This is a genomic window from Saccharopolyspora kobensis (assembly GCF_900108315.1).
In the GTDB taxonomy this organism is placed as follows: Bacteria; Actinomycetota; Actinomycetes; order Mycobacteriales; family Pseudonocardiaceae; genus Saccharopolyspora; species Saccharopolyspora kobensis.
Genome location: NZ_FNVB01000009.1, coordinates 188686 through 209699 on the forward strand (window position 1 = coordinate 188686; position 21014 = coordinate 209699).

Consider the following 21014-nt stretch of genomic DNA (forward strand, 5'->3'; position numbering starts at 1 on the left):
CGCTGCGCCCTTAGCGCTCACCTGAAGGAGGAAGTCCGGTGAGCGTTGAGCTCTCGGCGACCCGGCAGGCGGTCGCGACCGCGCAGCGGGTCGTGGTGAAGGTCGGTTCTTCGTCGCTGACCACCACCGAAGGCGGTCTGGACACCGCACGGCTGTCCGCGCTGGTCGACTCGGTGGCCCGGCGGGTGGCGTCCGGCTGCCAGGTGGTGCTGGTGTCCTCGGGCGCCATCGCCGCTGGTCTCGCGCCGCTGGGGTTGAGCCGCAGACCGCGAGATCTGGCCACCCAGCAGGCGGCGGCGAGCGTCGGGCAGGAAGCGCTGGCGCACGCTTACGCCGAGTCCTTCTCGCGCTACCGGCTGATCGTCGGGCAGGTCCTGCTGACCGCCGACGACGTGGTGCGCCGCGGCCACTACCGCAACGCCCAGCGCACGCTGAACCGGCTGCTGGGCCTCGGCGCGGTGCCGGTGGTCAACGAGAACGACACGGTGGCCACGACCGAGATCCGCTTCGGCGACAACGACCGGCTCGCCGCGCTCGTCTCGCACCTGGTCGGCGCCGACGCGCTGATCCTGCTGTCCGATGTGGACGCGCTGTACGACGGGGATCCGCGGCACGGCGGTGCTTCGGTGATCCGCGAGGTCAACGGTGACGCGGACATGGCAGGCGTGCGGGCGGGCAGCACCGGCGCCTCCGGGCTCGGAACCGGCGGCATGGCCTCGAAGGTGGGAGCGGCCCGGGTCGCCTGCTCCTCGGGAATCCCGGTCCTGCTGACCTCGGCCGCGCAGGCCGAGCGCGCACTGGGCCCGGCGGACGTGGGCACCGCCTTCGCCGCGACCGGAAGCAGGTTGTCGGCCCGCCGCTTCTGGCTGGCGCACGCGGCCGGTGCCAGCGGCCGCCTCTGGCTGGACGACGGTGCCGTCGCAGCGGTGGTCAAGCGCCGCCGCTCGCTGCTGGCCGCGGGGATCACCGCGGTGGAGGGCGCTTTCGACGGCGGTGACGTGGTCGAACTGGTCGATCCCGCGGGCGCGGTGGTGGCCAGGGGAGTGGTCGCCTACGACGCGGCGGAGCTCCCGGAGCTCATCGGCCGCTCCAGCCACCAGCTGCCCCCGGAACAGCGCCGCGAGGTGGTCCACGCCGACGACCTCGTCCCCCTCCGCTGAAGCCCGGTGAAGGGCACGCCCCGACGTGCCCTTCACCGGGCTGGTCAGCGGAGTTCGGTGCCGCGGGTCTCCGGGAGGGTGCGGATCACGAAGAACGCGATCGCCGCACCCACCGCGATGTACCAGAAGAACAGCGACGACAGCTCGTACTGGGCCAGCATCTGGATGACCAGCGGCGCGGTGCCGCCGAACACCGCGACGGTGAGGTTGTACCAGGCGCCGATGCCCAGGCCGCGCAGCTCGGTGGGGAACAGCTCGGACATGATCGCCGGGGCGATCGAGGTCATCGCGGTGTAGAGCGCGATTCCGACGCAGAAGACCACCAGCAGGTTGCCGAGACCGGGCCGGACCAGGGTCGACAGCGGGACGATGAGGATCGCGGTGGCGGCCGACCAGACCAGCAGCTGGGGCTTGCGGCCGAAGCGGTCCGACAGCGCGCCCATCGGGTACTGCAGTGCGATGAACAGCGCGGTGGCGATCGACAGCGCCAGGAACACGTCGGTGGCGTCGGCATCGCGGTTCTTCACCGCGAACGGCGTCAGCGCGCTGAAGAACGTGTAGTAGCACAGCGTCGAGAGCATGCTGAAGCCCACCAGCTGCCCGACCGCCTTCGGGTGGTGGGTCAGCGTGGTCCACAGTGGACTCCGGAGCGCCTTGGCCTTCTCCTGGTTCTCCTCGAACTGCTCGGTCTCCTCCAGCGTCCGGCGCAACCAGATGCCCAGCAGGCCGAGCACGCCGCCGATCAGGAACGGGATGCGCCAGCCGTAGTCGGTGAGCTGCTCCTCGGTCAGCAGCGCGGTCAGCAGGTAGCCCAGCAGCGAGGCGATGAGCAGCGCGGTGCCGGTCGAGATGTAGAAGAACGCCGAGTACCGGCCGCGCTTGGCGGCCGGTGCGATCTCGGCGAGGTAGGCCGAGGCGTTGGAGACCTCGCCGCCCAGCGAGAGCCCCTGGCTGACCCGGGCCAGGACGAGCAGGATCGCCGCCGCCCAGCCGATCGTCTCGAACGTCGGCAGCAACCCGATCACCAGCGAGCCGCCCGCCATCAGCGAGATGGTCACCAGCATCGCGGTCTTGCGGCCGCGCAGGTCGGCGAACCTGCCGAGCAGCCAACCGCCCAGCGGCCGGAAGAAGAACGCCAGCGCGAACGTGGCCAGCGTGTTGATCAGCGCGAGTTCACCGGGGAAGAACGCGTGCGCGAAGTAGACGCTGAACGCGGTGTAGATCGTCCAGTCGTACCACTCGACGGCGTTGCCGATGCTCGCAGCGATCAGGGTGCGCAAGGGCAGCCGGGATTCGCCGGTCGCCGCCGTGCCTTGGGACATCGCATCCTCCGTGTCGTGGCAACCCGCCCGCCCCCTGGAGGCGCGTTGACGCGCTCCGGAGCCCGAACGGGTGACGACACAGTACGGTCTGGGCCGTCCGTTCGGAAGGTGCGAACTCAGCCAGTGGGAAGGACTTGCGCCCGCCCCGCGGTGCTCAACGGGGGACGATCGGCGTTCCGGCCAGCTCGTGCGCGCCCTTGTTGCACTCCGGGCAGGTCGTCCACAGCCACGCCACGTCGGAGTTGTCCACAGTGATCTGCGTGCCGCACAGCGCCTCGATCTGCGCGTCGTCCGGAAAGCCGCCCTTCGGGCGCGGTTTCAGCGTGGCGTGCCGCTGACCTTCACCGGGTTGCCAGCGAAACGGGTGTGGCATGCGATCACCGCCTGTTCCAAGTCGACCGGAGACGACCACCGGGAGTGGGTCGCGTCCTGGCAGCCGGGTTCGGTGGCGAGACGCCGGAGGTCCAGGAGCTGGTCGCTGGTGTCCGCATCTCGTGCTCCTGACCGGTCGTCGTCGCGCGTACCATTCTGCTGGTACTGAAACGCGGGGCCAATTACCTGAACAGGTAGTAGTTACCGGCGCGGAATTCTGTTTCGCTGTGTTTCATGACCCGTACCACTGGCGGTACGCCGAAGGCCCGCGCGCTCGGCGCTGAGCTGCGCGAAGCCAGGGAAGCGGTCGGTCGGAGCCTGCGTGCGCTGGCACACGAGCTCGACACCAACCACGTCAAGCTGATGCGGTACGAGACCGGTCGGTCCGTGCCTCCGCCGGAAGTGGTTGCCGCTTTCGTGACAGCACTGGGCGTTTCGGCTACCGAACGTGATCGACTCGTCGAGATGGCGCGCGACGCCGACGCGCCGAACTGGCTCACCGCGGACCGGGCGGGCGTGCGGCAGGAGCTGACCGCGCTGATCGAGTTCGAGCGCACCGCGACCCGCATCACCAACGTCGCCACCGGGCTGATCCCCGGCCTGCTGCAGACCTCCGACTACGCGCGGGCGGTGATGCACGGAAAACCGGTCGGCGAGGTGGAGAAGCTGGTGCTCATGCGCCTCGGCCGCCGGGAGGTGCTGGCCGCCCGCGATGCGCCGCGGCTGACCGCGATCATCAGCGAGAACGCGCTGCGCGAACCGATCGGCGGGCACGCGGTGATGGCCGAGCAGCTGCACAAGGTGGCGGAACTGGCGGCGTGGCCCAGCATCGACGTCCGGGTGCTGCCCAGCGGCAGCACCACCTGGCACCCCGGGCACGTCGGGCCGTTCGTGCTGTTCGAATTCCCCAAGGCGCAGCCGATCGTGCATTTGGAGCACTACCGCTCCTCCGCCTTCCTCTACAACCCCGGACTCGCGCAGGAATACCTGGAAGCGATCACTACCCTGCTCTCGTTCGCGATGGACGACGCCGAGTCGATCGCGTTCATCACCAAGTGTGCGAACGAGATGGAGGCTATTGCGTGATTACGGCACAGCCGGTCGGTTGGCGTAAGTCGAGCAGGTCGGCGCAGGAGACCGATTGCGTGGAGGTCGGTCGCTGCGGTGATGGTGCGGCGGTTCGCGATTCCAAGCACCGGGCGGGCGGCTACTTCGCCGTTTCCGGTGCGCAGTGGCGATCCTTCGTCGCCGGGATCCGAGCAGGCCGGTTCGACGCCTGACGACCCGCGGTGCCCCGAGGGGAGGGGGCACCGCCGATCCGGCCGCGCGCCGGCGAATTGCGAAAAAATGTGCGGTTTCCGGATCGATCGAGTGAAAAAGGCGTTGTGCTCAACGGCAGACTGCTGTCGTGACGACAGTGCGCGAACTCGCCGACGAAGCCCTGGAACTCCTCGCCACCGCTGACCCGCTGAACGAACTGCTCGTGGGATTCCCGGGCACCGAGGACCGCCTCAACGATCTCTCCGAAGCAGCCGAACAATCGCTCCGCGACCGCGCGGTCCGCGTTCTCGACGCGGCGAGCCGGATCGAGGCGACCGGGCAGGACGCGATCACGCTCGGCGTGCTGGTGGAGCAGACCGAATCGCTCATCACCCGGATCGACGCCAGGCTCGTCGAGCACACCGTGCACGACGGCCAGACCGCTCCGCTGGGCAAGCTGCTGGAACTGCTCGCCAGCTCGCGGCCCACTGGTGCGCAGCAGGAGCAGGACTTCCTGACCAGACTCGCGGCGATACCCGAGTTCCTGGCCCAAGGCGCTGATCGCCTGCGGCACGGCCTGTCCACCGGGCGGCTGCCGATCGCCGGCCGCGTGCGCGCCGCCGTCGACTACCTCGACGCGCACCTGGCCGCGCCGGAAGCGGACCCGCTGCACCTGGTGCCGCTGAACGCCGCGGCAGAACGCGACGACCTGCTCGCCGCGGAGGTCCGCCCGGCCTTCGCCGCGTACCGCGAGGTCCTGCACGCGGAAGCCCTGGAACGCGGACGGCCGGACGACCGCGCGGGGCTGTGCTGGCTGCCGGACGGCGAGGCGACCTACGCGGCCCTGGTCCGGATGCACACGACGACCGGCCGCACCCCGGAAGAGCTGCATCGGACCGGTGTCGAGCTGCTCGCGGAGCTGGCCGAGGAGTACGCGGAGATCGGCTCGCGGATCTTCGGGCTGCGCACGGCCGCCGAGGTGCAGCAGCGGATGCGCACCGACCCCGGCCTGCGCTGGTCGGACGGGCGCGAACTGCTGGCCGCGGCCGAGGCGGCGATCGAGCGGGCGGAGCGCGGCGCGCCGGAGTGGTTCGGCCGGCTGCCCGCCCAGCGCTGCCAGGTGGCACCGGTCCCGGCCGACCGGGCCCCGAACACCTCCGCGGCGTACTACCTGCCCGGCCCGGTCGACGGCTCCCGGCCCGGCACCTACTACGCCAACACCCACCTCGCCGAGCAGCGCCCGCGCTTCCTCGCCGAGGCGACCGCCTTCCACGAGGCCGTGCCCGGGCACCACTTCCAGATCACCCTCGCCCAGGAGCTGACCGGTGTGCCGAAGATCCGGCAGCTCGCCTGGGTCAACGCCTACATGGAGGGCTGGGGCCTGTACTCCGAGCGCTTCGCCGACGAGGCCGGTTGGTACACCGACGACGTGGCCCGGCTGGGCATGCTCGCGATGGATTCCAACCGCGCGGCCCGGCTGGTGGTGGACACCGGCCTGCACGCCTTCGGCTGGAGCCGGCAGCGAGCGGTGGACTACCTGCGCGAGAACACGCTGATGCCGGAGGTCGAGGTCCAGTCCGAAACCGACCGCTACCTGGAGATGCCCGGGCAGGCGCTGTCCTACATGGTCGGCAGGCTGGAGATCGAGCGGCTTCGCGACCGCGCCCGGGCAGCGCTGGGCGCGGCCTTCGACCTGCGCGCGTTCCACGACCTGGTCCTCGGTTCCGGCCCGCTGCCGATGCCGGTCCTGGACCTCGTCGTCGCCGACTGGACCGGCTAGCTCGTGGTGGCGAGGGTGAACGGCAGCACCGAGGGCGCGCCTGCCTGCCGGAGCAGGCGGCTGACCACCGTGATGGTCCAGCCGGTGTCGGCGTAGTCGTCCATCAGCAGCACCGGTCCGTCCAGTGCGGACAGCTTCGCGGCGAGCTCCTCCGGCACCTTGAACTGCGACCACAGCGAAGCGACGCGCTGCGCGCTGTTGGTGCCGCTGCGCGGCGTGGTGTTCGGGTTGGTCAGCACCTCGCCCAGCAGCGGCAGCCGCCCGATGCCCGCGATCCGCTCGGCGAGGCTGCGCACCAGCACCGGGCGAGTCCGCGAGCCGAGCGCGACCACGCCGACGGGGCGCTGCTGCCAGTCCCACGCGGCCAGCACCTTGATCGCCGCCTGGAACAGGTCGTCCGGCAGCTGCTGGTCGGGGGCACCGGTGGCGAGCAGGTCGCGGAGCCGGTTGCCCCACCCGATGTCGGTGAGCCGCCCGACCGCCCGGCCGGTGCCTGCCTGCTCGTCGGCGGGCAGCTTGCCGGACAGCGGAACGTCCAGCGCGTTCATGCCGCTGGGCCACATCTTGCGCGGCGACACCTCGACGCCGGGCCTGCGCAGCCGCTCCTCGGCCTGCTGCACGGCCTGGTCGTCGACGTCACTGGAGTAGCCGGTGCCGGTGCAGTTGTCGCAGCGCCCGCACGGCGCGGCCTGCGCGTCGTCGAGCTGGCGGCGCAGGAACTCCATGCGGCACGTGGAGGTGCCGAGGTAGTCGAGCATCGCCTGCTGCTCGGCCTTGCGCTCGGCGGCGATGCGCCGGTAGCGCTCGGCGTCGTAGTGCCACGGCTCGCCGGTGGCCTCCCAGCCGCCCTTGACCCGCTGCACCGCGCCGTCGACGTCGAGGACCTTGAGCACCATCTCCAGCCGGCTGCGGCCGAGCTCCACGTGCGGTTCGAGCGCGGCCGTCGACATCTTCCCGTGCTGCGCCAGCGCGTCGAGCACCGCGCGCACGGTGGGTTCCGGCGGGAACGCCAGCGACGCGAAGTAGCTCCAGATGTCGCGGTCCTCCGGGCCGGGCAGCAGCAGGACCTCGGCGCGCTGCACACCGCGACCGGCGCGACCGATCTGCTGGTAGTAGGCGATGGGCGAGGACGGCGCGCCGAGGTGCACGACGAATCCGAGGTCGGGCTTGTCGAAACCCATGCCCAGCGCGGAGGTCGCCACCAGCGCCTTGACCTTGTTCGCCAGCAGGTCCGCCTCCGCCTGCTGCCGCTCGGCCGGATCGGTGCGGCCCGAGTAGGAGGCGACTTCGTAGCCCTGGTCGCGCAGGTAGGCGGAGATCTCCTCGGTGGCGGCCACGGTCAGCGTGTAGATGATGCCGGAGCCCGGCAGCTCCTTGAGGTGGCTGGCCAGCCAGCCGAGCCGGGCCTCCGCGGACGGCAGCCGCACGACGCCCAGCCGCAGGCTCTCGCGGTCCAGGGTGCCGCGCAGCACGAGCGTTTCCCGCGGGTCGGTGTGCTCGCCGCCGACGCCGAGCTGGTCGGCGACGTCCTGCACGACGCGGTCGTTGGCGGTGGCCGTGGTGGCCAGCACCGGCACGCCCTCCGGCAGCTCGGTCAGCAGGGTGCGCAGCCGCCGGTAGTCCGGGCGGAAGTCGTGGCCCCAGTCGGAGATGCAGTGCGCTTCGTCGACCACCAGCAGCCCGGCGTTCTGGGTGAGCTCGGGCAGGATGGTGTCCCGGAAGTCCGGGTTGTTCAGCCGCTCCGGGCTGACCAGCAGAACGTCGACCTCGCCCGCGGCGACCCGCTCCTCGATGTCGGCCCACTCCTCGGGGTTGGCCGAGTTGATCGTCGCGGCGTGCACGTCGGCCGCGGCGGCGGCCTCGACCTGGTTGCGCATCAGCGCGAGCAGCGGGGAGACGATGACGGTCGGTCCCTCGCCGAGCTCGCGCAGCAGCGCGGTGGCGATGAAGTACACGGCCGACTTGCCCCAGCCGGTCCGCTGCACGACCAGCGCGCGGCGGCGCTCCAGCACCAGGGCGCGGATCGCGCTCCACTGGTCCTCGCGCAACGAGGCCTCGGGTCCGGCCAGCGCGCGGAGTCGTTCGTCGGCGAGTTCGCGAAGCGCCTGTTCGTCCACGCCCCGATTCCTACCGGACGCCTCCGACGTGCGTCGTCCGGGGGCCGCGGCGCGGCGAAAATCGGGTGCTGGACCGGTGGCCGAACGGACTAGTCTGGGCGCGTGACCACGACGACCACCACCACAGGCAAGGCGTCCGGCGAGCAGTTGCGGGACGAGGTCCGCGACGCGGCGCGGCGGGCGAAGCGGGCCGCCGCCGAACTCGCGCAGGCCACCCGGGGCGACAAGGACGCGCTGCTGCACGCGATGGCCGATGCGCTGGTGCGGCGCGCGCCGGAGATCCTCGCCGCCAACGAGCTCGACGTCGCAGCAGGCCGCGAGTCCGGCATGGCGGAGGGCCTGATCGACCGGTTGAGCCTGAGCGCCGAGCGCATCGAGGCGATGGCCGACGGGCTGCGCACGGTCGCCGGGCTGCCGGACCCGGTGGGCGAGGTGCTGCGCGGCGGCGTGCTGGCCAACGGCTTGCAGCTGCAGCAGGTCAGGGTGCCGCTGGGCGTGGTCGGGATCGTCTACGAAGGCCGTCCGAACGTCACGGTGGACGCCGCGGGCCTCACCCTCAAGGCGGGCAACGCCGTGCTGCTGCGCGGGTCGTCGTCGGCGGAGAACTCCAACACCGCGCTGGTGGGCATCCTCACCGACGTGGTGGTCGAGCGCGGTCTGCCCGCCGATTCCGTGCAGCTGCTGCCGTGCCACGACCGGGCCTCGGTCCAGCACCTGATCACCGCGCGCGGCCTGGTGGACGTGGTGATCCCGCGCGGCGGTGCCGGGCTGATCTCCGCGGTGGTGGAGAACGCGACGGTTCCGGCGATCGAGACCGGGGTGGGCAACTGCCACGTCTACGTCGACGCCACCGCGGACATCGACACCGCGCTGCGCATCCTGCTCAACTCCAAGGCGCGGCGCCCCAGCGTGTGCAACGCCGCGGAGACCTTCCTGGTGCACGAGGCCATCGCGGAGGAGTTCCTGCCGCGCGCTCTCGCCGAGCTCAGCAGCGCGGGAGTCACGGTGCGCGGTGACGAGCGGGTGGTGGCCGTGGGCGGCTCCAACGTGGTGGCCGCGACCGACGAGGACTGGGACGCCGAGTTCCTGTCCCTGGACATCGCCGCGGCCGTGGTCGATTCGCTGCCCGCCGCGGTCGAGCACATCCGCGAGCACGGCTCCGGGCACACCGAGGCCATCGTGACCAGCGACGTCCGCGCCGCGCGGCAGTTCACCGCGCAGGTCGACGCCGCCGCGGTGATGGTCAACGCCTCCACCGCGTTCACCGACGGCGGTGAGTTCGGGATGGGCGCCGAGATCGGCATCTCCACGCAGAAGCTGCACGCCAGGGGCCCGATGGGGCTGCCGGAGCTGACCTCGACCAAGTGGCTGGCCTTCGGCGACGGGCACGTGCGGCCGGGCAGCGCCCCGGCGAACCCGAGTTCCTGCCCGGGGAGCTGAGGTGACCCAGCCGCCGCGCCGCAAGCGGGATTCGGCGGCCACCAAGCAAGCGCTGTTGCAAGCCGCCTCGGAGTTGTTCGCCGAGCGCGGCTTCAACGCGACGACGGTGCGCGACGTGGCCGCGCGGGCCGAGGTCAACCAGGCGCTGCTGTTCCGGTACTTCGGCTCCAAGCAGGAGCTGTTCGCCGCGGTGCTCAGCCACAACAGCACCCGGTTGCTCGACGCGCAGCCGCCCGAGGGGCTGCCGCGGCGGATGCTCGACGGATTGCTGGCCGCCGACGGGCTCAGCGGTGACGAGCACCCGATCGCCGCGATGCTGCGCTCCTACAGCGATGAGCGCGCCGCGCACGTGCTGCGCGAGGAGCTGGGCGCCCGGTACACCGCCGGGCTGGCGGAGCTGACCGATGCCGAGGACGCCGAGCTGCGCGCGGATCTGGTGCTGGCGTGGTTGTTCGGGCTCGGCATGGTGCGCTCGGTGCTGGGCAAGAGCCCGCTGGCGCAAGCGGACCCGGACGTGGTGGCGCGCTACGTCACGCGCGGGATCTCGGTCCTGCTGGAGCGAACGGATCTTCCGGACGAAAGGTGACCGGCAGGTGCGGGTAACCGAGTGGCTGCGTACGGTGAAGATGTAAGCAAACGCTTACAAGCGCCGACCGGGAGCTGTGCATGACGCCCCTTGTGCCGAGTCCTGCTCAACAGCACCTCTTCAGGGGGACCGTGATGCGAACCAGCCGCGAGAAACCGCGAAACGCGAGGTTGATCCCGGGCGCAACCACCACCGAGAATCGCGGAGAGGCGGAACCGTGCCGAGGACCTACCCGTTCAGCCAAGTCGAAGACCTGGACCTGGACCCCCTCTACGCCGAACTGCGCAAGCAGGAGCCGCTGAGCCGGATCCAGCTGCCCTACGGGGAGACCGCGTGGCTGGCGACCCGCTACGAAGACGCCAAGATCGTCCTTGGTGACCCGCGGTTCAGCAGAGCCGCGGCGCTGCACCACGACGAACCGAGGATGCGGCCGAACACCTCCAGCGGCGGGCTGCTGACCATGGACCCGCCCGAGCACACGCGCCTGCGCAAGCTCGCCGCCAAGGCCTTCACCGCGCGCCGCGTGGAACGGATGCGCCCGCACGTCGAGGAGATCGCCGACGGCCTGGTCGACGGGATGCTGGAGCGCGGCGCACCGGCCGATCTGGTCGAGGACTTCGCGCTGCCGCTCCCGATCACCGTCATCTGCGAGATGCTCGGCGTGCCTTACACCGACCGCGCGGACTTCCGGATCTGGTCGGACGCGTTCCTGTCCACCACCAAGCTCACCGCCGAGCAGGTCACCGACTACATCGACCGGATGCTCGACTACATGGCCGGGCTGATCGCCGAGCGTCGCGCGGAACCGGCCGACGACCTGCTCAGTGCCCTGATCGCGGCCCGCGACGAGCAGGACAAGCTCTCCGAGGAGGAACTGGTCCGGCTGGCGGCCGGGATCCTGGTGGCCGGGCACGAGACGACCGCCAGCCAGATCCCGAACTTCGTCTACGTGCTGCTCACCCACCCCGATCAGCTGGCCGAGCTCCGCGCGAACCCGGACTGGGTGCCGAGTGCGGTCGAGGAGCTGATGCGGTTCGTGCCGCTCGGCAGCGGTGCGGGATTCCCCCGGTACGCCACCGAGGACGTCGAACTCGGCGGGGTGCTGGTGCGCGCGGGCGAACCGGTCATGGTCAGCACCTCCGCGGCCAACCGCGACGAAACGGTGTTCAGCGACCCGGAGCTGCTCGACCTGACCCGCCAGGAGGCCTCGCACATCGGTTTCGGCCACGGCCCGCACCACTGCCTCGGCGCCCAGCTCGCGCGGATGGAGTTGCAGGTCGCCCTGAGCACGCTGCTGGCGCGGCTGCCGGGCCTGCGCTTCGCGACTTCCGCCGAGGACGTCGAGTGGAAGCGCGGAATGCTGGTCCGCGGACCCCAGAAGATGCTGCTGGCGTGGCAAGGTGGCGAGTGATCCAGCTCATGCTCGCGCGGCGTGGGCTGCACCGATCAACGGTCAGGACGAGTACTGGAAGAGGTGGCAGATGAGCTGGTCGATCGAGATCGACGCGAACACCTGCATCGGCAGCGGCATGTGCGCCGGAGTGGCGCCGGATCAGTTCGAGCTGGTGGAGGGGTACGCCAGCGCCAAGCAGTCGCAGGTGGAGCCGTCCGACGAGGTGGTCGACGCGGCCGAGTCGTGCCCGGTCGAGGCGATCCTGGTCAAGGAGGTCGGGTCGGGGCGGGTGATCGCCCCGGAGGAGTGACGCAGGACACGTTCGAGGTCGCGTCATAGCCCCTCAGCTGCGGGGTCACACCCGTGCGCGCCTGAGAAACGGCAGCGCCCGCGACCGGAGGTGGGCCCCCAGCCGCCGAAGGTCGTGCAGGGCCGCGGGGCCCGGCCCAGGGGGGAGCTTGGGCCGGGTTCCGCGGTCGGCGGGGGCCGTGCGGCCCGGGTTGGGAGGGGAGTCCCAACTCGGACCCCACGGTTGATGAGGGGCGCGCGGCCCGGTTCGGCGGGGGGGCTGAACCGGGCCGCGCGGTGCGATCCGCGACACTTCGCGATGCCCCACCGAGCGCTCGGCAGGGATCCTTTCCTAGGCTTTGCAGCTATGTCTCGTCGCCGGATCGGGGTCATGGGTGGCACCTTCGATCCCATTCATCACGGTCACCTGGTGGCCGCCAGCGAGGTGCAGGCCCAGTTCGGCCTGGAACAGGTGATCTTCGTGCCGACCGGGCAGCCGTGGCAGAAGAGCCACGAGGCGGTCAGCCCGGCCGAGGACCGCTACCTGATGACGGTCATCGCCACCGCGTCCAACCCGCGCTTCCTGGTCAGCCGGGTCGACGTCGACCGCGCGGGCCCGACCTACACCGCGGACACCCTCACCGATCTGCACGCCGAGTACCCGGACGCCGATCTGTACTTCATCACCGGTGCCGACGCGCTGGAGCAGATCCTGTCCTGGCACCGGGTGGAGGAGATGTTCGAGCTCGCGCACTTCATCGGTGTGACGCGGCCGGGCTACTCGCTCAACGGTGCGCACCTGCCCGCCGGAGCGGTGTCCCTGGTGGAGATCCCGGCGATGGCGATCTCCTCGACGGGCTGCCGCGACCGCGTCCGCGCCGGGCTGCCCGTCTGGTACCTGGTCCCGGACGGGATCGTGCAGTACATCTCCAAGCGCGGCCTCTACCGCGAACTCACCCCGGAGTGGGGTCCGTAGCTTTTTCCGGAGGTCGTGGTGGAAGTGCCGTCGGAGCTCCGCGCGGACGTGGAGCTGTTGTGGGACTACCACTGCGTGCCGCACGAGATCCGCGCCTGCGACGTGGCCATCGGGCTGGGCGGGCACGACCTCGGGGTCGCCGATCACGTCGTCGACCTGCACCGGGCCGGTTTCTTCCCGCTGGCGGTGTTCACCGGGGCCAACGTCGCGACGACCGCCGAGCGGTTCCCGCGCGGCGAGGCCGTGCACTACCGCGAGCGCGCGCTCGAACGCGGGATGCCGGATTCGGCGATCCTGGTCGAGCCCCGCGCGACGAACACGGCGGAGAACATCGAGTTCACCCGCGCGCTGCTCGCCGATTCCGGTGTCCGGGTCGGCTCCGCGCTGCTGGTGTCGCGCCCCTACCAGCAGCGCCGCGCCATCGCCACGGCCAGGAAGATCTGGCCGGAGGTCGAGTTCATCTGCAGCGCGCAGCGGCTGCCGCTGGACGAATACGTCCGGTCGATCGGCGACGTCGACCGCGTCATCACCATGCTCGTAGGCGACACCCAGCGGATCACCGCCTACGCCGAGCGCGGTTTCGCCATCGCGCAGGAGGTGCCTGCCGAGGTCGACGCGGCCTTCCACCGCCTCGTCGAAGCCGGTTACACGGGCAGGCTCGTCGCCGAGTAGCGGGACCCGTCCCGCCGGCTGCGTCGGCGAGGCGGGAACGACTCCGGTCCGTCGGTGGCGCCTTACCCTCGTCGTCGTGGAAAGACTGCGCTACCGCCTCATCACCGGACCTGACAACGCCGAGTTCTGCCGCCGGATCAGCGCGCTGCTGGAGGAGGGCTACGTGCTCCACGGCTCGCCGACGTTGACGTGCAATGGCGACAGCGTGATCGCCGGGCAGGCCGTGATCCTGCCCTCCGAGCAGGACTGATCTCCGATCGCGGACGCGAGCTGATGGGTGAGCTCGTCCGACGTGGCGACCCCGGCGCCTCAGCCCGGACGGCTTCGCGGCCGGTGCCCGGGATCGCGCGTTGAGAACGATCGCGAGTCCCGGACGTCGCGGCCGGTGGTCGGCCGAGGTGGTCCGTCCTGGCGCGCTGCGGGCTGGCCTATCCTCTAACCGGTGTGGGTCGCACACCGGGCCCACCTCGAGAGGAGTGACGTGGCAGCCACCGAGAACGCTCGCCGACTGGCTCTGATCGCGGCGCAGGCCGCGGCGGACAAGAAGGCCACCGACGTGGTCCTGCTGGATGTCTCCGAGCAGCTGGTCATCACCGACTGCTTCCTGATCGCCTCGGCGCCCAACGAACGGCAGGTCGCGGCGATCGTCGACGAGATCGAGGAGAAGGTCCGCGAATCCGGCACCAAGCCGGTCCGCCGGGAGGGCGCGCGCGAGGGGCGCTGGGTACTGCTGGACTTCGTCGACCTCGTGGTGCACGTCCAGCACGCCGACGAGCGCGCCTTCTACCAGCTGGAGAAGCTGTGGAAGGACTGCCCGCGGATCGAGTTCGAGGACGCGAACGTGCCCGACTCGCCGGAGGACGAGGCGTGAGCCTCGACCGGTTAGTGCTCTGGCGGCACGGGGAGACCGACTACAACGCTTCCGGACGCTTGCAAGGGCACCTGGACAGCGCGCTCACCGAGACCGGTCGTCAGCAGGCCCGCCGCGCGGCGCCGCTGATCGCCCGCTTCGCGCCGGACACCGCGGTCAGCTCCGACCTGAACCGGGCACGCACCACCGCTGAAGCGTTCGTCGAGGTCAGCGGGGCTTCAGTGCGGTTGGACAAGCGACTGCGCGAGACGCACCTGGGGGAGTGGCAGGGCCTCAGCGGAGCTGAGGTCGAGCACGGCTGGCCCGGGGCGTTGGAGACCTGGCGGTCGAGCCCGACGTGGGCGCCACCCGGCGGGGAGACCCGCGTCGAGGTGGCCGAGCGCGCGGCGGAGGTGGTCGAGGAACTCGACCACCAGCACCGGGGTACCGCGCTGCTGTGCGCGCACGGCGGGCTGATCACCGCGTTGACCGCGAAGCTCGTCGGCCTCCCGCTGGAGCTGTGGCCGGGTCTGGGCGGCATCGGCAACTGCCACTGGGTGCTCCTCAAGCGCCGCAGCGACACCCACTGGCGCTTGATGGCCTACAACGCCGGTGTACCCGCCGAGAGCTGACCGCTGAACGGCGCAACGGGTTGAGCCGCTCGGAGTGATCTGCCGACCGCCTGCGTCCCGTGGTCGTTTTGCCTGGTTTCATGGTCTCGGTCCGGCACGTTCGATGCGCTGGGGGTCGGTCGGTGGAGGCTGCGGGAAGCTCGCTCGTCCTGGCGCTGGGCCTCGTTCTCATATCCGGTGTCGTGCACGGCATCCAGCGGTCGGTCGCGAGGGGGAACCTCAAGCGCAACGGCATGCTCGGCATCAGGACGAAGGTCACGATGTCCTCCGACGAGGCGTGGGAGGCCGGGCATCTCGCGGCGCGGCCCTGGACGCGCGCCGGCGTGTGGGTCGGCTGCTCCTCGGCGGCCGTGACGGCGGTGATCGCGACGGGCCAGCTGATCGCGGGCACCGGCTCGCCGATCCTGCTGCTGCTTCCGGCTGCCGGGCTGGTCGTCGTGGTCGTGCTGCTGTTGCTCGGCACCCGCGATGCAAACGCCGCCGGGCGGGCCGCGAAGGTCAGCCGGAGCGAGGACTGACCGCGCTGGGCGAGCGCTGATCGGACCCCGTGCACGACGTCGTAGGGTTGCGGGGTGCCCATTGCAGTCGTCACCGATTCGACGGCGTACTTGCCGGCGGGATACGCCGAGCGGTACGCGGTGCGGACCGTCCCCCTGCACGTCAGCGTGGACGGGGCGGTGGCGGTCGGCGAGCCGGACTTCGGTCCGGACGACCTGGCGCGGGCCTTCGCCCGCAAGCACCGCGTGACCACCGCGGGCGCGACGCCGCAGGAGCTGGCGCGCGCCTTCCGGGCCGCGCTCGACGAAGGTGCTGACGGGGTGGTCGCGGTGCACCTGTCCCGGCAGCTCTCGGGCACGTGGGACGCGGCTCGGCTGGCCGCCCGCGAGGTCGACCCGGGCCGGGTGCGGGTCGTCGACTCGCGGTCCGCGGCGATGGGGCTCGGCTTCCCGGTGCTGGCCGCTGCCGAGGCCGCGAACTCGGGCGCCGGCCTGGACGAGGTGGTGCGCACCGCGACGGCCACCGCCGAGCGCACCACGACCCTGTTCTCCGTGCAGACGCTGGAGTACCTGCGGCGCGGTGGCCGGATCGGCACCGCCGCCGCGGTGCTGGGCACGGCGTTGGCGATCAAGCCGTTGCTGCACGTCCACGACGGGCGGATCGACGCGCTGGAGAAGGTGCGGACGACCACGCGGGCGATGTCCCGGTTGCTGGAGATCTCCTCGTCCGCAGCGGGTTCCGGGCCGGCGGCCATCGCGGTCCACCACTTGGCGGCCCCGGAGCGCGCCGAGCAGCTCGCGAGCCGGATCCGCGCCGATCTCGGTGCCGCCGCGGAGTGCGTGGTCTCGGAGGTGGGTGCGGTGATCGGGGCGCACATCGGGCCCGGTGCGGTGGGCGTCGTGGTTCTCCCGAACGGGTGGCGTTCGGGCGCTTGAAAATCTTTCGGTGGGCGGATTCCACACCATCGGGCCGAATCCGCGTCCACTGTGGCCAGTTCGGCGAAAAATAAAGCTGCACAACGCCTTTCGTCTGCTCTACCTTCGTCGCCATGTTCGACGTGCAAGCATTCCGCGCAGCCGGTGAACCCGACGAAGTCCTCGATCCGCGAAGCAGGCTGCAGACGCTGCGCCGGCACGCCGCCCGCGACGACGCGGCGGAACGGGCCGGTCCCGACTATTCGGTGGCACCGCCGGAACCGGTGCCGCGCACCCGCGTGCGCAGGCTCGCCGAGCGATGGCTGCCCGAGTCCCTGCTGCGGTCCAGAGTGGACCCCGGCCGGGCTGGTGTGCTCGCGATCGCCCTGGTGGCCGTCGTCGTGCTGCTCGGGGTGGCCGCGATGGCGTGGACATCGCGATCGGTCGCCGAACCGGCGCCGCCACCGGTGCTGCCGCCGCCACCGGTGACGACCGCGGCCGAACCGGACCTCGTGATCAGCGTCGTCGGCCAGGTCGATCGCCCGGGCCTGGTCACCGTCGAGCCCGGCAGCCGGGTCGCCGATGCGGTCGAGGCCGCCGGTGGCGCGCTGCCGGACACCGATCTGACCGGGCTCAACCTCGCCCGCCGCCTGACCGACGGCGAGCAGCTCTACGTCGCCGTGCCGGTCCCTCCGCAGGCCCAGGGCGGGCAGACCGGGGACGGCAAGGTCGATCTGAACGTCGCAACGGAGGAGCAGCTCGATGAACTACCAGGCGTCGGCGAGGTCACCGCCAAGCGGATCGTGCAGTGGCGGTCCGAGCACGGCCGCTTCGAGTCGGTGGAGCAGCTGCGGGAGGTGGGCGGGATCGGCAGTTCCCGCTTCGCCCGGCTGCGGGAGTTGGTGCGGGTGTGAGCCCCGGGTTCGACCTCCGGCTCGCGCCGACCGCGGTCGCGGTGTGGGCGGTGACGCTGATCGGCCTGCTGGCCGGGTGGCTCGCGGCAGCGGTGGCAGCGGTGCTCGCGCTGCTGGCGATGCCGCTGGTGTGGCCGGCTTCGCGAAACCGGGCCTGGGGCAGGGCAATGCTCGTGGTCCTGGTGCTGGCTGGTGTCGCGGCAACCGGCATGGCCGTCCGCGGCCACCGCGCCGAGCACCACCCGGTGCGCCAGGCGGCCCACCACGGCGAGCGGTTGACGGCGAGGGTGACCTTGACCAGTGCGCCGATCCCGTTGCGCGGTCCGTCGTTCGGAGCGCAGCGAGCACAGGACCGCGCCCTGGTCCGGGCCGCGCTGGAGACCGCCGACGTGGCGGGCAGGCACGTTCGGGCTGGTGGCTCGGTGGTGCTGCTGGTGCCGACCGACCAGTGGCGCGACCTCATCGCCGGGCAGAGCGTGACCGTGCGAGGCAAGGCCGCACCACCGCGGTCGGGTGAGCTCACGATCGCCGCGCTGCAGGTGTTCGGGGCGCCCACCGACGTCGGTGCACCGCCGGGTTGGCAGCGGACCGCGGCGGACCTGCGGGAGGGGCTGCGCCGAACGGCGGCCGCGGAGCTGAGCCCGGCCGCGGCCGGACTGCTGCCCGGACTGGTGATCGGCGACACCGGCGCGCTGCCGCCGGAAGTGGCGCAGGACTTCGAAACCGCAGGCCTCACGCATCTCATGGCGGTGTCGGGGGCCAACTTGGCGATCGTGTGCGGCGCCGTGCTCCTGGTGCTGCACCTGATCGGCGCCGGGCCGGTGCTGTCGGTGCTGGGCGCGGGCGCGGCACTGGTCGGATTCGTCGTCCTGGCCGGTCCGGAGCCCAGCGTGCTGCGGGCGGCGGCGATGGGTGCGGTCACCCTGCTGGCGCTGGTGCTGGGCAGACGGCGCTCGGCGCTGCCCGTCCTGTCGGCGAGCGTGATCGGTTTGCTGCTGCTGTTGCCGGAGCTGGCCACGAGCGCCGGGTTCGCCCTGTCCGTCGCGGCGACGGCCGGGCTGGTCGTGCTGGCACCGGCGTGGGCGGCCGTGCTGCGGGATCGCGGCGTTCCGATCGGCGCCGCGGAGGCCATCGCGGTCCCGCTGGCCGCGCACGTCGTCACGGCTCCGCTGGTCGCGGCGCTGTCCGGGACGGTCAGCCTGGTCGCGGTACCGGCGAACCTGCTGGCGGGTCCGGTCGTCGCACCGGCGACCGTGCTCGGAGTGCTCGCAACGGTGATCGCGCCGCTCTCCGGTTGGCTGGCAGGCGCGTCCTGCTGGCTGGCCGCGCCAGAGCTGGAGTGGCTGGCGGTGGTGGCCGACCGAGCGGCCGCCGTACCCGGCGGATCGTTCGAGTGGTTGCCCGGCACCGCCGGTGGGCTGCTGCTGGCGGCCGTGGTCGTCATCGGCCTGTTCATGCTGCGGGGCAAGCGGTTCCGCGTTCTGGCGGCGGTGGCCCTGCTGGTGGTGGTGCTCCTGCTGGTGCCGGTGCGCAGCGCCGTGTCCGGCTGGCCGGTGCCCGGCTGGAGCATGGTCGCCTGCGACGTCGGCCAGGGCGATGGGCTGGTGCTCGCCACCGGACGGCCGGAAGAAGCCGTGGTGGTCGACACCGGCCCGGACCTGGAGCGGTCCGCGGCGTGCCTGGAACGCTTGGGAGTGCGCCGGATTCCGCTGGCGGTGCTCACCCACCTGCACGCCGATCACGTCAGCGGACTCGCCGGCCTGCTGGGCAGGTTCCCGGTCGGTGCGGTGGCGGTGGGGCCGCTGCGGGAACCGGCGTGGGCGATGCGGGAGGTGGTGCGGGACGCCATGGCGCACCGGGTTCCGGTCGTGCCGATGCAGGCCGGGCAGCGGGCGAGCTGGCCGGGCCTGGTGCTCGACGTGCTGGCGCCGGATCCGGCGCTGGCCAGGACGCAAACAGCGGAGGACGCCAACGACGCTTCGATCGTGGTGCTGGCCACCACGTCGGCCGGGCGAGTGCTGCTCACCGGTGATATCGAGCTGCCCGCCCAGGGCGAGCTCGTCGCCTCCGGGCTCGAGCTGCGGGCGGATGTGCTCAAGGTGCCGCACCACGGATCTCGTTACACCACACCGAGATTCCTGCACGCGGTCCGCCCGCGGACGGCGTTGATCAGCGTCGGCGACGGCAACAGCTACGGGCATCCCAGCCCGTTCGTGGTGGACTTGCTCACGCGCGCGGGCGCGAAAGTGCTGCGCACCGACCAGGAAGGAGACATCGCGATCCTGCCGGGGCCGGACGGCCCTCGGCACGTCTCACGAGGAAACCCGCTGCGCGCGGTGGACCGCTGAACGCAGTCCCTTGTGGACAGTGCGCGGCACTCCGCTGGTGCCGCGCACTGCCCGGAGGAGGGTTACAGGCCGAGGGCCTGGTTGACGGCCTCGGTCGTCGGCGCCACGGTGGCCTTCGGGCCGATCTGGTCCTGGACCGCGTCCAGGGTCTTCAGCCCGTCGCCGGTGATCAGCAGGACGGTCTCGGCGTCCGGGTCGATCTGACCGGTCTCGATGAGCTTCTTCGCGGTGGCCACGGTGACCCCGCCGGCGGTCTCGGCGAAGATGCCCTCCGTGCGGGCCAGCAGCCGGATGCCGTCGCGCACCTCGTCATCGGTGACGTCCTCGATGGCGCCGTTCGTCTTGCGCACGATGTCCAGCACGTACGGGCCGTCGGCGGGCGCGCCGATGGCCAGCGAGCGCGCGATGGTGTCGGGCCGCACCGGCTGCACCACGTCGTGCCCGCCCTTGTACGCGGTGGACACCGGGGAGCAGCCGGTGGCCTGCGCGCCGAAGATCCGCACCGGGCTCGGCTCCACCAGGCCGACCTGGCCGAGCTCGTTGAATCCCTTGTAGACCTTGGTCAGCTGGGAACCGGAGGCGATCGGCACCACGATCTGCTCGGGGATCCGCCAGCCGAGCTGCTCGGCGACCTCGAAGGCCAGCGTCTTGGAGCCCTCGGAGTAGTAGGGGCGGACGTTGACGTTGACGAACGCCCAGTCCTCGTGCTCGCCGGCCAGTTCGGTGGCCAGGCGGTTGACGTCGTCGTAGTTGCCGTCGACGGCGAGCAGCGAGCCGTCGTAGACCGCGCTCATCAGGATCTTGGCGCGCTCCAGGGTCTTCGGCACCAGCACCACCGAGTCCCAGCCGGCGCGGGCGGCGGCCGCGGCCACCGCGTTGGCCAGGTTGCCGGTCGACGGGCAGGCCAGCACCTTGAACCCGAACTCGCGGGCGGCGGCCAGCGCGACGGCGACCACGCGGTCCTTGAACGAGTGGGTCGGGTTGCCGGTGTCGTCCTTGATCCAGATCCGCTTGACGCCCAACGCCTTCGCCAGGTTGTCGGCGCGGATCAGGCGCGTACAGCCCGGGTCGGTGTTCGGGTGCTCCTCGACGTTGGTCGGCACCGGGAGCAGCTGCTTGTAGCGCCAGATCGACCGGGGACCTGCTTCGATGTCCTCGCGGCGGATTCGCGGGAAGTCGTAGGCCACTTCCAGCGGCGAGAAGTCTTCGAGCGAAACGAACTCGGGGGCCAGCGGCTGCCGGTGCCCCTCTTCCTTGGACACCAGTTCGACGGCGTTGCCCAGGTCGTAGGTCTTCTGGGCAGGGGCAGCAGCGGTCATCGCGAGGTCCTCTCCTCATCTGTCCCGCGGACGGGTCGGAATTGGCACCGCTTTCGCCGGAGACCTCGCGGAAGAAGACACGATTCGCCGGACGAACGGTTGCCGGGGCTTCATCGGGCCGTTCCCTCTGCCCCTCTGGATGAGCTATTCGGTTGTGCCCGCAACGCTAATGG

21 protein-coding genes and 1 riboswitch are annotated in these 21014 nt (G+C 71.5%); of the genes, 17 read left to right on the plus strand and 4 right to left on the minus strand.

Going from position 1 to position 21014, the window contains the following annotated elements:
- Window positions 1-38 precede the first annotated feature (38 nt).
- Complete coding sequence (proB, locus tag C4T78_RS28020; RefSeq protein ID WP_093351567.1) at window positions 39-1160, plus strand: glutamate 5-kinase; 1122 nt, start codon at window positions 39-41, stop codon at window positions 1158-1160.
- Window positions 1161-1204: 44 nt separating this feature from the next.
- On the opposite strand, the gene C4T78_RS28025 is transcribed toward proB, so the two are convergent.
- Both C4T78_RS28025 and C4T78_RS28030 read right to left on the minus strand, forming a co-directional pair.
- Entirely contained in the window at window positions 1205-2482 is a 1278-nt protein-coding gene (locus C4T78_RS28025) for an MFS transporter (RefSeq protein WP_093351569.1), read from the minus strand.
- A 154-nt stretch (window positions 2483-2636) separates the two neighbouring features.
- Window positions 2637-2855 (minus strand): HC3 family zinc finger protein, encoded by a 219-nt coding sequence (locus tag C4T78_RS28030; protein WP_093152304.1) that lies wholly within the window; start codon window positions 2853-2855, stop codon window positions 2637-2639.
- 233 nt (window positions 2856-3088) lie between these two features.
- On the opposite strand from C4T78_RS28030, the gene C4T78_RS28035 reads away from it, so the two are divergent.
- The 3 genes from C4T78_RS28035 (at window position 3089) to C4T78_RS28045 (ending at window position 5894) form a co-directional block, all read left to right on the plus strand.
- Window positions 3089-3940, plus strand: coding sequence for a helix-turn-helix domain-containing protein (locus tag C4T78_RS28035; protein ID WP_093152301.1), 852 nt, complete (start codon window positions 3089-3091; stop codon window positions 3938-3940).
- Entirely contained in the window at window positions 3937-4134 is a 198-nt protein-coding gene (locus C4T78_RS28040) for a DUF397 domain-containing protein (RefSeq protein ID WP_374703909.1), read from the plus strand. Before C4T78_RS28035 ends, C4T78_RS28040 begins: the two co-directional genes overlap by 4 nt.
- Before the next feature lie 128 nt (window positions 4135-4262).
- Entirely contained in the window at window positions 4263-5894 is a 1632-nt protein-coding gene (locus tag C4T78_RS28045) for a DUF885 domain-containing protein (protein WP_093351572.1), read from the plus strand.
- Here C4T78_RS28045 and C4T78_RS28050 read toward each other — a convergent pair.
- Entirely contained in the window at window positions 5891-8011 is a 2121-nt protein-coding gene (locus C4T78_RS28050; RefSeq protein WP_093351574.1) for a RecQ family ATP-dependent DNA helicase, read from the minus strand. The genes C4T78_RS28045 and C4T78_RS28050 overlap by 4 nt on opposite strands.
- Window positions 8012-8113: 102 nt before the next feature.
- Here C4T78_RS28050 and C4T78_RS28055 point away from each other — a divergent pair, with 102 nt between their 5' ends.
- The 13 genes from C4T78_RS28055 to C4T78_RS28115 all read left to right on the plus strand — a co-directional run bounded on the left by C4T78_RS28055 (window position 8114) and on the right by C4T78_RS28115 (window position 19522).
- Entirely contained in the window at window positions 8114-9451 is a 1338-nt protein-coding gene (locus tag C4T78_RS28055) for a glutamate-5-semialdehyde dehydrogenase (RefSeq protein WP_093351577.1), read from the plus strand.
- Window position 9452: 1 nt separating this feature from the next.
- On the plus strand, window positions 9453-10037 hold the full coding sequence (locus C4T78_RS28060; RefSeq protein WP_093152290.1) for a TetR/AcrR family transcriptional regulator: 585 nt from the start codon (window positions 9453-9455) through the stop codon (window positions 10035-10037).
- A gap of 217 nt (window positions 10038-10254) precedes the next feature.
- Window positions 10255-11448: a cytochrome P450 gene (locus C4T78_RS28065; protein WP_093351580.1), complete on the plus strand. Its 1194-nt coding sequence runs from the start codon at window positions 10255-10257 to the stop codon at window positions 11446-11448.
- A 70-nt stretch (window positions 11449-11518) separates the two neighbouring features.
- Window positions 11519-11740 (plus strand): ferredoxin, encoded by a 222-nt coding sequence (locus C4T78_RS28070; protein ID WP_093351584.1) that lies wholly within the window; start codon window positions 11519-11521, stop codon window positions 11738-11740.
- Window positions 11741-12085: 345 nt separating this feature from the next.
- Window positions 12086-12694 carry a nicotinate-nucleotide adenylyltransferase gene (gene nadD, locus C4T78_RS28075; protein ID WP_093351586.1) on the plus strand — a complete coding sequence of 203 codons (609 nt, stop codon included), beginning with the start codon at window positions 12086-12088 and terminating at the stop codon, window positions 12692-12694.
- A gap of 18 nt (window positions 12695-12712) precedes the next feature.
- The gene (locus C4T78_RS28080; RefSeq protein WP_093351589.1) at window positions 12713-13366 is read left to right on the plus strand and encodes a YdcF family protein; all 654 of its coding nucleotides are present in this window, start codon (window positions 12713-12715) and stop codon (window positions 13364-13366) included.
- 76 nt (window positions 13367-13442) lie between these two features.
- The gene (locus C4T78_RS28085) at window positions 13443-13616 is read left to right on the plus strand and encodes a DUF1737 domain-containing protein (RefSeq protein ID WP_093351591.1); all 174 of its coding nucleotides are present in this window, start codon (window positions 13443-13445) and stop codon (window positions 13614-13616) included.
- A gap of 231 nt (window positions 13617-13847) precedes the next feature.
- On the plus strand, window positions 13848-14237 hold the full coding sequence (gene rsfS / locus C4T78_RS28090; RefSeq protein ID WP_093152278.1) for a ribosome silencing factor: 390 nt from the start codon (window positions 13848-13850) through the stop codon (window positions 14235-14237).
- Window positions 14234-14848, plus strand: coding sequence for a histidine phosphatase family protein (locus C4T78_RS28095; RefSeq protein WP_093351594.1), 615 nt, complete (start codon window positions 14234-14236; stop codon window positions 14846-14848). The genes rsfS and C4T78_RS28095 overlap by 4 nt, the downstream gene beginning before the upstream one ends.
- A 122-nt stretch (window positions 14849-14970) precedes the next feature.
- Window positions 14971-15366, plus strand: a complete 396-nt coding sequence (locus C4T78_RS28100) for an SdpI family protein (protein ID WP_177247557.1) — start codon at window positions 14971-14973, stop codon at window positions 15364-15366.
- Between the two features lie 54 nt (window positions 15367-15420).
- On the plus strand, window positions 15421-16281 hold the full coding sequence (locus C4T78_RS28105; RefSeq protein ID WP_093351598.1) for a DegV family protein: 861 nt from the start codon (window positions 15421-15423) through the stop codon (window positions 16279-16281).
- A 113-nt stretch (window positions 16282-16394) separates the two neighbouring features.
- Window positions 16395-17174, plus strand: coding sequence for a ComEA family DNA-binding protein (locus tag C4T78_RS28110; RefSeq protein ID WP_093351601.1), 780 nt, complete (start codon window positions 16395-16397; stop codon window positions 17172-17174).
- Window positions 17171-19522, plus strand: a complete 2352-nt coding sequence (locus C4T78_RS28115) for a DNA internalization-related competence protein ComEC/Rec2 (protein ID WP_093351603.1) — start codon at window positions 17171-17173, stop codon at window positions 19520-19522. Before C4T78_RS28110 ends, C4T78_RS28115 begins: the two co-directional genes overlap by 4 nt.
- Window positions 19523-19584: 62 nt before the next feature.
- Here C4T78_RS28115 and thrC read toward each other — a convergent pair whose 3' ends face one another.
- Complete coding sequence (thrC, locus tag C4T78_RS28120) at window positions 19585-20841, minus strand: threonine synthase (protein WP_093351606.1); 1257 nt, start codon at window positions 20839-20841, stop codon at window positions 19585-19587.
- Window positions 20842-20853: 12 nt separating this feature from the next.
- A riboswitch (SAM riboswitch) is annotated at window positions 20854-20987 on the minus strand.
- Window positions 20988-21014: the final 27 nt, after the last annotated feature.